Here is an 11,835-nt window from a genome sequence, read left to right as displayed (position 1 = left end):
ATTAAAATCGCTCTGACAGATTACTAGAAGACGGATGTGGATGTAGTTGTCATATTCACTTGAGGCTCTTCACGCACATGTCGTCCTGTAACTACCATCTTCACCCCATTAGCAGGCGCAAGTGCAAAACCTCGACGTTGAGGATGCTCTGGCCGCTTACTAGCTAGAGCAAGTTGATAGTCTGACAGTACTTTTGCTAATACTAGCTTCATTTCAAACATAGCCAAAGCTTCACCCATACAGCGACGAACTCCACCACCAAAAGGCAAGAATTCATAGGCAGAAAATTCGCGTTCTATAAACCGTTCTGGTTTAAATTGCTGAGGCTGCGGATATAAATCCTCACGCTGATGAGTCAAGTAAATACTGGGAACCAGTAACGTTCCAGAAGCTAAAGGATGTCCTAGTAGTTCGCAGGGTTCTTGGACTATCCTGGGGAACGCGAACATTGCAATCGGGTAAATTCGCAAAGTTTCATTACAAACAGCCGTGAGATAAGGCAGTTGGAAAATGCTCATGGGATCTGGGGAATCACCGAGAGAATCAAGTTCTTGAAGCAATTTCTCTCGGACTTTCGGTAAATGATGAATCCAATACAATCCCCAAGCCATTGCTGTTGCCACTGTTTCATGTCCTGCTACCATCAGTGTCATCAAATCATCACGCAACTCTTGATCTGTCATCGGATTACCCTCTTCATCCCGCGCTAACATCAGCAAGGATAGGATATCGATGCGATCTGGATTGGGTTCTTCCCGGCGTTGGGCAATTTCAGCGTAAAGCAATTCATAAATTTGTTGCCGTTGACGCAGAAACCATCCCCAAGGACTCCAAGCTCCTAAATCTTTTTGCAGAAAGGGGAAAAAAAGAAAGCTAGAAGTAAAGGGTGAGCTAAAGAGATCCAAAAGCAACGCCACTAAGCGCTTGATTTCGTCGTAACGTGCTCCCTTATGCAAGCCAAAGATAGCTTGTAAAATGATTTGCAGAGAAATTTCCTGCATTGCAGTACGAGCTAAGAAGGGCTGATTTAGTGGTAATTGACTAAAGACTTGTTCGGTGAGATTAGAAATCAAAGAACCGTAGGCTCGCATCCTGTCGCCATGAAAGGAAGGCATTGTGAGTTTTCGCCGCCGCTTATGGCGTTCACCATCCAGCATCAGGAGTGAATATTCCCCGGCTAAGGGTTCAAATATTTTGTTCCCTCTACCAACGAATAGAAACTTCTTCCTATCATTAGTGAAAATTTCCTTGATTGCTTGAGGATGGTTCACGAAAACCACGGTCTCCCCAAAACCAATTACCTCAGCAGTAAAAATGTCAGGATATTGTTGAGCCGCATTTTCCATAAAACTAACAGGGTCTATAACCCACTGAATTTTCTGGAGTAAAGGGGAGATTTTGAGTGGATTAGGTGGTTGTATTTGATTTTTCATACTGAGATTGCGTTACTTTTGTATTGTTGGCTATGGGGTAATATTGATTAACTTTGAAGCAGTAAAATTCTATATAGCGTTTCCCAAGCAACTGAGGTACACCGAATTCTTGCTCACCAAGGTTAATAGCTTTAAAAACGTACCTCACTAGGTCGGGAACCGCTATATAATCCCAACATATTTAAAAAATCGTTGGGAGCATCGTGGAAAATCTTCTTTGAGATACTATATTTTTCCTTATGATGGTAGTAAAACTTTCATATTTGAAAGTACTTGCATATTGCTTTGAGATTTATCTAGTTCCAAGGTTTCTACTAACTCCAGCCTTTCTATAGTTTGATAGCGATCGGAATTAAAGTACCAATCTAGATTGCCCCGTATCCAGGCATACATTCCTGATATATACTTTGCAAGTTCAGTATCTACTTCTTCTCCAAAAGATGGCAGACATGCTTCTAATTCGATCAGTTCTCGTACTTCTCGATCGTGGATGTCGATTGCACGCTTAATCGCTATTTCTAGAGGTAGTTGCTGTTGATAGTGCAATACTAATACTAGATTGTGAACATCACCACTTGCCATTTCTCTAGAATACGAGAAGATATCATTACACCAGGCAAGAATATTAATTGTCTTCTCCTTGAGTTTTTTGAAAATCTCGTGCTGTCGTAAAATATCAGGAATCAGCAATTGATCGCAAAATTCAATCAATACGACAGTAAGATCCCCAGCCGAACTTAAGTTACGTATTCTGATATAAGTATCAATATCCGGTATTATTTCTTGTGCGCGGTTACTTGCTTCCTGTACACATCCGGCGAAGTATTCCTCAAAGCTAAAAACAAAGTGATGGAACCATTCTATGCTCCCTATTTGGAGCATCCGCTGTCGTAGGTCACTTAAAGCATAGCTAAGGTGTATATCGTTGTTTGTAAGTTCTGCTCCATTTAATACTTCAATAAATCTCTGGTGAAAAAGCTTGAGTGCTTCAGGTTGTTGGCCTAAATCTGACATATCGCATTGGTCATCCCAAATAAACAGCCAACTGAACAAGTCACTAGCAATCTTTATTTTTTCCAGATTGCAGTAAGGATAAGCACCTGCTACTAGCTTGAAAAAATTTGACTTGGTGAAACGTCGATAAACTGATTCATTTGCCAGTAAGTTAAAGCGAGTTACCCATTCAAGAGCAGACTCTTCTAAAACATCAACATGCTTATTGATATGGGATGAAAATGGACAGTATAAATCGGAGGAAAGTAGTTCCTTCATGGCAATTATTAGAAGTCAGAAGTACTGAACATAAATTACAGGAGAACAAAATCAATAGACAAAGAGTCTATGACAAATTTTTGAAAAGAACTCGCTGTAATATCACACGTTATACAGTGTATAAATTATATTTACGTCCCTGTTAGTGGCATGTAAATATATATGAATATTTCCAAACTTAACTAGTTATGTTTTTTAAAAAACATAGTTGTAACTATAGCGTAACTACATGTAATTATATTTTTTGTAAAGAAAAAGTTACATATAGAAATACTCATGATAGACACTATTGACTAAATGAAACAATTAACTTATAGCATTAACAATCTTTTTCTGAGCTAGCAATCACTACTTTTATAAAAAGACAAGGGTAATAATGACTAATTTATGAGCGGTTGTCTTCAAAAAAGAAGATACTTATCTCTACTGAAATGAAGATTGGTGGTTAATGTTCCTCATGTAGCGATCGCCCCAGCCCAAAGCTATAGGCAATTTAGTGTGAAAATGTTGCTGTTATCAGAGTTTTTGGGAACTATAAGGTTGTCAGACGAGAAATTTATCAGTCAGTCTGCCAATAAAATATAGGGGACTTAGCTGCGATCGCAGGGCAAATAGGGAATAACTAACAATGAATAAAATTAATTTAAATATATGAATGAACAACCAGATATAAAAATGCTTTATACCCCAGAAGATAGTTTAATCTTAGTGGTAGATGATACTACTACTAATTTAGAAATTGTCTTTGATATATTAACTAATGTCGGTTTTAAAGTTATCACAGAAAATGATGGGCAAAGAGCAATTAAGCAGGTTGGATTCCAGCTTCCTGACTTAATTCTATTAGATGTGATGATGCCTGGAATAGATGGGTTTGAAACTTGTAAAAGACTGAAAGAAAATTCAGCTACTTGTGATATACCCGTAATTTTTATGACAGCTAATTCGGATACTCTTAGTAAGGTAAAGGGTCTAAATATAGGAGCAGTTGATTACATCACAAAACCCTTTCATGAAGAAGAATTATTAGCTAGAATTAAAACCCATCTTCAATTACGAAATCTCACAAAAACTTTAGAAAAACGAGTTTTAGAAAGGACATCAGCATTATCTAGGGCATTAAAAGACTTACAAGAGTCTCAACTTCAGCTTGTACAGACAGAAAAAATGTCTGCCCTTGGTCAATTAGTAGCAGGAGTTGCTCATGAAATTAATAATCCAGTTGGTTTCATTCATGGCAATCTTGGACACGCTTCAGTATATTTCCAAGACATGATTAATATTATTGACCTCTATCAGCAGCACTATCCTAATCCAGTTCCAGAAATTCAAGAGGAAATTGCAGCCATAGATTTGAAGTATATACTTGCCGATCTACCTAATTTAATTTCCTCAATGAAAGAGGGAGTTCAGCGCATTCGCAACATTAGTACCAGCTTGAGAACCTTTTCTCGAGCAGATAGCGATCGCAAAGTTTATTGCAATATTCATGATGGCATAGACAGTACAATTATGATTCTCAAACACCGTTTAAAAGCATCCGAAGATCGACCCGATATTCAAGTAATTAGAGATTACGATATATTGCCAGAATTAGAATGTTTTATCGGGCAACTAAATCAGGTGTTTATGAATTTATTAGCTAATGCTATTGATGCTTTAGAGGAATCCAATGTCGGACTTACCTATATGGAGATTGAAGCAAATCCTAATCAAATTTTGATTCAAACTACTCTCAATGAAGAAAAAAATTATATCTTGATTAGGATTAAAGATAATGGCGTAGGAATGCCGGCTGATGTCCAACAAAAAATCTTTGATTATTTATTCACCACCAAGCCTGTGGGTCAAGGTACAGGATTAGGGTTATCAATTGCTCGTCAAATTGTTGTCGAAAAACATGGAGGAACTCTAGAGGTAAGTTCATCAATAGGGCAAGGTTCAGAGTTTATCATTAAACTTCCCATTTAATAATTATAGTAAGTTCCGTTTATCAACATAATAAATAAATTTATGTTCAAGGCAGTAGTAGGTCACAGTAACGATCCAGATTCTCTAGCAGCAATTGAAGAAGTTCTTCACCAATGTGCCAGTTCTCTTGCAGGAGATATACCAAAAGCTGGGATTATTTTTGCTGCAATTGATTTTGATCATTCTCTCATTTTGCAGCAAATCGATCGGGTTTTTCCGGGGATTGAGTTGATTGGTGGAACAACAGATGGAGAAATTTCTTCAGTCTTAGAGTTTCAGCAAGACTCAATCACCTTGATGTTGTTTTGTTCAGACGAAGTTGAAATTCATGCAGGAGTTGGACGTAAAGTTTCAGACGATCCAATTACTGCAACTAAACAAGCTGTAGAACAAGCCAAAGCAAAAAGTACCGCACTTCCAAAGCTATGCTTAACTCATCCAGAGAGCCTCACAACTAGTGGTGTCTCTATATTAAATGGCTTAAAGCTAGCTCTTGGTCAATATGTGCCAATATTCGGTGGTTTGGCAGGCGATCAATCAAGATATCAAAATACATATCAATTTTTTCAAACAGAAGTATTAAGTGATTCTGTACCAATTCTACTTTTTTCCGGCACAATATTGTTTTCTCACGCTGTTGCAAGTGGTTGGCATCCGATTGGTCAAACAAGCAAAGTGACTAAGGTAGATAAAAACATAGTCTATGAAATAGATGGTAAACCAGCTTTAGATTTTTATCATCATTATCTAGGTTTGCTTCCACCTTCAATGGAATATCCACTAGCAGTGTTTGACGAGAATGAAGACAATTTTTATATAAGAGCACCTATTGCTTACAATCAAGAATCTAGTAGCATAACCTTTTTTGGAGATATTCCCGATCGAGCAATTATTCAAATTTCCGAAGCAGATTATGAAGATATTTTGGCAGCTTCCAAAGCATCATTTATGAATGCCTTAGATAATTATCCTGGTACAGAGCCAAGTGCTGTTTTATTTTTTTCATGTGTAGCTCGTCGGCAAATACTTGGTACTAGGGCACAAGAAGAGTATCAGAATACAAAACTTTGTCTGACTGACTATTTACCTGCCTGTGGATTTTATTCTTATGGAGAAATTGCTCCTATAGATGGAATTAGCCAAACGCAATTCCATAATGAAACTTTTGTAACTTTAATTTTGGGAAATCAGTAAACAATAATGGAAATATTAGATTATCAACAAGAAATTAAGGAATTAAAAAAAGCCAACCGAATTATCCAAAAGAAATTAGAGCGCTCTGAATCAGATCGAAGAAAACTTGAAGAAACAAATCGAAAAAAAGAATGTTTACTCAGAAGAGTAATTGATGAATTAAAGGCATATCAAAATAAGTTAGAAGAAAGAAGCTATGAGCTAGAAATGATGCTTCTTAATCTTCAGATAATGGAAAACAAGATGTCTACCTTAGGAAGTATGGTAGCGGATGTAGCTCATGAGATTAATAACCCAGTTGGATTTATTGTAGGTAATCTGACTCCGGCTAAAGAGTATATTGAGAATTTATTACATCTAATTGATCTCTATCAGCAGACCTATCCCAAAGCATCTCAGCAAATTCAAGAAACAATCAAAATGATTGACCTAGAATATGTGCGCGAGGATCTACCTAAACTCATTTTCTCAATGAAAGAAGGTACAGATCGTATTTCCAAGATTAGCGACAGCCTGCGAACTTTCTCTAGAGCAGATATAGAACAAAAAATTCTGTTTAATATTCATGAAGGCATTAACAGTACTCTCCTCATTCTCAAACACCGTTTACAAGCTAATAAGATTCGTCCTGCTATTCAAGTAGTTCAATCTTACGAAGAATTTCCCCTAGTAGAATGCTTTCCAGGACAATTGAATCAGGTATTTATGAATCTATTGGCAAATGCCATTGATGCATTAGATTCATCTAATACTGGACTGAGTTTTAATGAGATTAAACTAAATCCTAATCAAATTACAATTCATACTGCTCTTACAGAAGATAAGAATCATGTCTCGATTCGGATTCAAGATAATGGGGTGGGAATATCGGCTGATGTTCAGCAAAAAATGTTCGATCATTTATTTACAACAAAACCTGTGGGAAAAGGAACAGGATTAGGGTTATCAATTGCTTATCGAATAATTGTCCAAAAACATAAAGGAACTCTAAAAGTAAATTCTGTGTTAGGAAAAGGCTCTGAGTTTATCATCAATATACCTATTTATTAAATCATCAAAAATATAAGTTATTTAAAACATTTAAAAAATAAATATCCAAGATAATAGCAAGTTACAGCGATCTAATTTTTGACTTTCTACCTCAGAATTAATTACATTTTTAAAGTAAAAGTTTTTATTTATAGAAAAGAAAAAAGTTGTATCCTGGTTGCAAATAAGTAGATTTTTGCGCGGGTTGATAATAAACTATTTTTAGTGTTAACAATATTTTGCCCCAGAAGATTCTCCCAACCCAAGCCCACTACTGATGGTGAAAAAAATTAATATTTTGCTGGCTAACTTTTTAAGACTCGATCTAATTCCCCACCTTTTAAGGAGGGTTAGAAAGGATAATGGGGACTTAACCTAGAAGAGACTATGCAAAACCGTAAACTGTCACAACGAGAAGGCTCAGAATTAATTATGGAGATTATTTTTCATTAGAACCAAAAGCAAACATTAAATTCTCCGAATAAAAATATTAAGTAGTTACTTTAGAGATATTTTGGGGAACTCTATAACTGTACTTCCTAGATTGTATCCTCAAAATTTATGATCAATATACCCAAGCAGTCAATAGCTACGCTTAATCTTTCTTTAGAACGCGACATATTTTTACGTACACTAATCAGAGAATTATCTGGTACTTTGCAGGATGTAGTTGGTTTAGAAGAAGCTTCAGGATTTATTAGCGTTGTTGGTGAAAGGATGGGAAGGCAGATTAACCAAGATTATAAATCTGCCCTGGAAATCTCTAACCTTTCTCGTAAGCAGGTAGCTGATGTCTTGATTGATTTAAAAAAGCGAATCCAGGGCGATTTTTATGTTATTGAGCAGAATGATGAAAAAATTGTCTTTGGAAACCGTGTTTGCCCATTTGGCGATAAAGTACTTAATCGCCCTGCCATGTGCATGATGACTTCAAACGTTTTTGGAACGATCGCAGCTAATAATCTAGGATATGCGAAAGTAGAATTGCAAGAGACGATAGCAGAAGGTTATTCTGGATGTAAAGTTATTGTTTACTTAAAACTTACAGAAGAGGCAGAAGATGCAGAAGGTCGAGAATACTTTAGGGGACTAGAATCTGTGTAAATCCTTCACCATCAAACAAAATAACTCCAGGATTAAGCTTAGTGCAGATATGTAAAGTAGAGTCAAACCGTGAAAGTGGAAGCTCCATGACTCCCGAACAATTTCTTGAATTTGCCAGAGTTTTACCAGAACCTTTACTTCTGGTAAGTGGAGAGGGTGAGTTGTTAGCGACGAATCAACCAGTAGCAGATATGCTGGGGTTACGCCGTCAAGAACTGCGGGGAAGAATGCTCTTTGAACTCGTAACTGATTCTAGCAACGATATTGTAAAGTATTTACAAGCTTGTTCAAGTAGTAGGGCAATGGTGATTGGCTCTTTGACTTTACGAATGAATGATGGGCAAACCTTAATATGTCGTAGTCAAGGAGCAGTTATTCAACCTTGGTCTCCTGAATCTTCAGCTTTAATTCTCTTACGCTTGGAAAATAGAGTTTTAGCCAGTAGTAATTTCGTTCTCTTAAACGAAAAAATCGATGAGTTAGCCAAAGAAGTTCAGAGACGAAAACAAGCGGAGGAAGCGCTTTGGAAAGCGAATCAAGAGCTAGAAATTCGGGTTGAGGAACGTACAACTGCTTTACAAGAAACACTAAATGAACTACAACTTACCCAAACTCAGCTTATCCAAGCTGAGAAAATGTCTAGTTTAGGTCAGATGGTCGCTGGTATTGCTCATGAAATTAATAATCCCGTGAGTTTTATTTATGGGAACCTTCACCACGCTCATAAATACACTCAAGATTTACTGAAATTAGTCGAAGTTTATCAACAAGCTTTTCCAAATACTCTTCCAGAAATCCAACAGCAAGTAGAAGAAATAGATTTAGATTTTTTGATTCAAGATATAACTAAACTCTTCCAGTCAATGCAAGTGGGAGCAGAACGCATTCAGGAAATTGTTAAATCACTACGTAATTTTTCCAGGCTGGATGAAGCAGAACTTAAGCAAGTCAATATTCATGAAGGAATTGATAGTACTTTAATGATTTTGGAGCATCGCTTGCAAGCTAGGCATGAGTACCCAGAAATCAAAGTCATCAAAAAATATAGTCAACTACCGAATGTAACTTGCTATCCTGGTCAACTCAATCAAGTGTTTATGAATATTCTGGCTAATGCGATTGATGCATTGGAAGTATCGGCACTCAACAGTCAGTATTCAGAAGTAAATACACAAAAAACTGAAAGTCAAAAACTGATAAATAATAATCCCCAAATTCAAATTAAAACTGAGCTACTCGATGAAAAATGGATAGCCGTTAGGATCGCTGATAATGGTTGGGGGATAAATGAACAAGTTCGCTCAAAGCTATTCGATCCGTTTTTCACCACTAAAACTGTGGGCAAAGGTACTGGACTAGGGCTATATATAAGCTATCAAATTATAGTCGAAAAACATAACGGGCAACTTAACTGTTTTTCTGTTCCAGGAAAAGGTGCAGAATTTGTAATTAAGATACCTATTCAATCAGCTTCATAAAATTTCAGTTAAAAGATATGACAACGCCTGTCTGCTAATTAGCAAACAGGCGTGTCTTTAAGGACAAAATTTGGTTGAGACTCGGTTATATCTTGGCAGTAGAATCAACTGAAGATTGAGACTGACTAACCGAATCTAATTTTGGTAAAAGCAGGGGATTTTGTGCTTTTACATTACTGTTGATTGTTGCTTGCAAAAATGGGGTATGGGAAACGGAATTGTTAGCCAATGTAAACAGTGGATTTGACAAAATCCCTGCTATGGAAGTGGCAATTAATGTTACCACCAACCCGACCTGCAAAGGTCTTAGCCCAGGCAAATCCCAACGCACTTGGGGATAATTCTTCACTGCGTCGGACATTTCATGAGGTTCTTTGACTACCATCATCTTAACTACGCGAATGTAGTAGTAGATGGAGACGACGCTGGTAACTAAGCCCAACAAAACTAACCAATAAAGTCCTGCTTGCCAACCAGCCCAGAATAAGTAAATCTTGCCGAAAAACCCAGCCAATGGTGGAATACCACCCAAGGAAAGCAGGGAGATACTCAACGCCAGTGTTAGGAGCGGGTCTTTTTGATATAAGCCAGAGTATTCGGCAATCTGGTCGGTTCCCGTGCGTAGTGAGAATAGGATGATGCAGGTAAAACCACACAGGTTCATGAATAAGTAAACCAGTAGGTAAAATATCATACTGGCATATCCTGCCTGTGTACCAGCAATCAAGCCAATCATCACAAACCCAGCTTGGGCAATGGATGAATAAGCTAGCATCCGTTTCATGCTGGTTTGAGCTAGGGCGACTACGTTACCCAAAATCATGCTGAGAACGGCTAGAGCTGTGAAGACAAACCTCCACTCGTCAGCAACAAGTGGGAAGGCTGTTGTCAGCAAGCGGATGGCTAGGGCAAACCCAGCGGCTTTGGAACCAACTGATAAAAAGGCGATGACTGGGGTGGGAGCGCCTTCGTAAACGTCTGGTGTCCACTGGTGGAACGGTGCAGCGGAGATTTTGAAGCCAATACCTGCGATCGCAAAAACTAAGGCAATCACTAAACCTAAAGATTGTCCCACTTTTGCTGTGGCAATGCCATTTGCGATCGCACTTAGTTCGGTTTGTCCTCCAGATAGTCCATACAGCAGTGATACACCGTACAAAAAGATTGCCGTACTGGAAGCTCCAATTAACAAGTATTTCAGCGCCGCTTCGTTGGAGCGGGGGTCACGCTTGGTATAACCTGTCAACAAGTAAGAGGAAATACTCAGGGTTTCTAGGGAGATGAAAATCATCACCAACTCACTAGCCCCGGATAAAAACATCCCTCCTAATGTAGCACTCAGCAAAATAGCGATGAATTCTGCTAAAGCGGTGCCGCTCTGCTCAACGTAGCGAATTGACATCAGTATAGTGGCGATCGCAGATAAGGCAATAATCCCGCGAAAGACGATACTCAGGTCATCACTGTTAAAGCTACCGGTAAAACCGATGGGATTAGGAGAGTCCCATTGAAAATATAGGGCGACAATCGAAGCAAATAAACCTGCGATCGCTAGATATCCAATCCAGCGCGCGGATGTACGCCCCAAAATCAAATCAACAATCAAAACCCCCAAGAGGGTGAGAATAACAATCCCCTCTGGTAAAATCGTTCCAGCGTTTAGCTGGGATGCAATATTAGCAAAATCCATGAGATGTATAGGTTTTGGCGATTAGACATTAAGGCTAACTCTGTTCACTCTAGCAAGTTTTCTAATCCCCGGACTAGCTCTTTTAACAAGAGCTTAACAGCTTGGATGCAGATGGCGATTGCACCAACCTTACTACTTTACCAGCAGCTTTCTCAGTATCCAGGGATTCACTTAACAACTTTCCTACTTCGTTTTTCAGGCGTGACTTTTAGCGAATATCATCAATAATTATGCTGCAACCAGTGCAATAGTTACTTACAAAAAGCTGATAAAATTAATAAGGGCACAGCTAATGCTGTGCCCCAACAATATTCATAACTCCTAACTTTATTAAAAACCGACTGATGGCAGCTTGCCTTGTAGCGACTGAAATTTAGACTGAACACAGTTGGCACAATTGCAACCAACTCGATCGATTATCGGATGAGATGTTTGAATCAAGTTTGGTGTTGCCAGATCGGGAATTTGTTGTGTAGATACTACCGTCATAATTTGGGTAGCGTATGTAGATTTAAGGCTAGATGCGTTTGCTGGATTGATTATCAGCAGCATGGATACCAGAAATGCGGGACAGGCAAGTAAAATCAGTTTGACAATTTTCATAATTCACACAAAGATAGCTTTGCTGATACAGCATAGCTAATAAATTGCGCAGCTTCAATTT

Annotated in this window: 11 protein-coding genes; 7 read left to right on the top strand and 4 right to left on the bottom strand. The window is 38.1% G+C overall.

The features are described 5' to 3' along the window. Positions 1-23: 23 nt before the first annotated feature. Together V7K84_RS19405 and V7K84_RS19400 are read right to left on the bottom strand one after the other, a co-directional pair. Entirely contained in the window at positions 24-1,433 is a 1,410-nt protein-coding gene (locus V7K84_RS19405) for a cytochrome P450 (RefSeq protein ID WP_334840390.1), read from the bottom strand. Positions 1,434-1,670: 237 nt separating this feature from the next. Beyond that, positions 1,671-2,705: a terpene synthase family protein gene (locus tag V7K84_RS19400; RefSeq protein ID WP_334840389.1), complete on the bottom strand. Its 1,035-nt coding sequence runs from the start codon at positions 2,703-2,705 to the stop codon at positions 1,671-1,673. 441 nt (positions 2,706-3,146) lie between these two features. Here V7K84_RS19400 and V7K84_RS19395 point away from each other — a divergent pair, with 441 nt between their 5' ends. From V7K84_RS19395 to V7K84_RS19370, 6 genes are all read left to right on the top strand, one after another. After that, positions 3,147-3,290, top strand: a complete 144-nt coding sequence (locus tag V7K84_RS19395; protein WP_334840388.1) for a hypothetical protein — start codon at positions 3,147-3,149, stop codon at positions 3,288-3,290. A gap of 90 nt (positions 3,291-3,380) precedes the next feature. Continuing rightward, the gene (locus tag V7K84_RS19390; RefSeq protein WP_442940974.1) at positions 3,381-4,676 is read left to right on the top strand and encodes a hybrid sensor histidine kinase/response regulator; all 1,296 of its coding nucleotides are present in this window, start codon (positions 3,381-3,383) and stop codon (positions 4,674-4,676) included. 42 nt (positions 4,677-4,718) lie between these two features. After that, a complete protein-coding gene (locus V7K84_RS19385) occupies positions 4,719-5,870 on the top strand; it encodes an FIST signal transduction protein (protein WP_334840385.1) in 1,152 nt (383 codons plus the stop codon). 6 nt (positions 5,871-5,876) lie between these two features. Further along, positions 5,877-6,920: a sensor histidine kinase gene (locus tag V7K84_RS19380; RefSeq protein ID WP_334840384.1), complete on the top strand. Its 1,044-nt coding sequence runs from the start codon at positions 5,877-5,879 to the stop codon at positions 6,918-6,920. Positions 6,921-7,460: 540 nt separating this feature from the next. Further along, on the top strand, positions 7,461-8,003 hold the full coding sequence (locus V7K84_RS19375) for a methanogen output domain 1-containing protein (protein ID WP_334840382.1): 543 nt from the start codon (positions 7,461-7,463) through the stop codon (positions 8,001-8,003). An 86-nt stretch (positions 8,004-8,089) separates the two neighbouring features. Beyond that, entirely contained in the window at positions 8,090-9,481 is a 1,392-nt protein-coding gene (locus V7K84_RS19370; RefSeq protein WP_334840380.1) for an ATP-binding protein, read from the top strand. 85 nt (positions 9,482-9,566) lie between these two features. On the opposite strand, the gene V7K84_RS19365 is transcribed toward V7K84_RS19370, so the two are convergent. Beyond that, a complete protein-coding gene (locus tag V7K84_RS19365; protein WP_334840378.1) occupies positions 9,567-11,171 on the bottom strand; it encodes an NAD(P)H-quinone oxidoreductase subunit N in 1,605 nt (534 codons plus the stop codon). Positions 11,172-11,174: 3 nt separating this feature from the next. Between V7K84_RS19365 and V7K84_RS19360 the strand changes: the two genes are divergently transcribed. Continuing rightward, entirely contained in the window at positions 11,175-11,399 is a 225-nt protein-coding gene (locus V7K84_RS19360; RefSeq protein WP_094349445.1) for a hypothetical protein, read from the top strand. A gap of 102 nt (positions 11,400-11,501) precedes the next feature. Here V7K84_RS19360 and V7K84_RS19355 read toward each other — a convergent pair whose 3' ends face one another. Then, positions 11,502-11,774, bottom strand: a complete 273-nt coding sequence (locus V7K84_RS19355) for a hypothetical protein (RefSeq protein ID WP_334840377.1) — start codon at positions 11,772-11,774, stop codon at positions 11,502-11,504. Positions 11,775-11,835 lie beyond the last annotated feature (61 nt).

Source organism: Nostoc sp. (genome assembly GCF_036917315.1).
Classification (GTDB): Bacteria; Cyanobacteriota; Cyanobacteriia; order Cyanobacteriales; family Nostocaceae; genus Nostoc.
The sequence above is the reverse complement of the archived record's forward strand: the minus strand, read 5'-3'. Positions and strand labels throughout refer to the sequence as shown.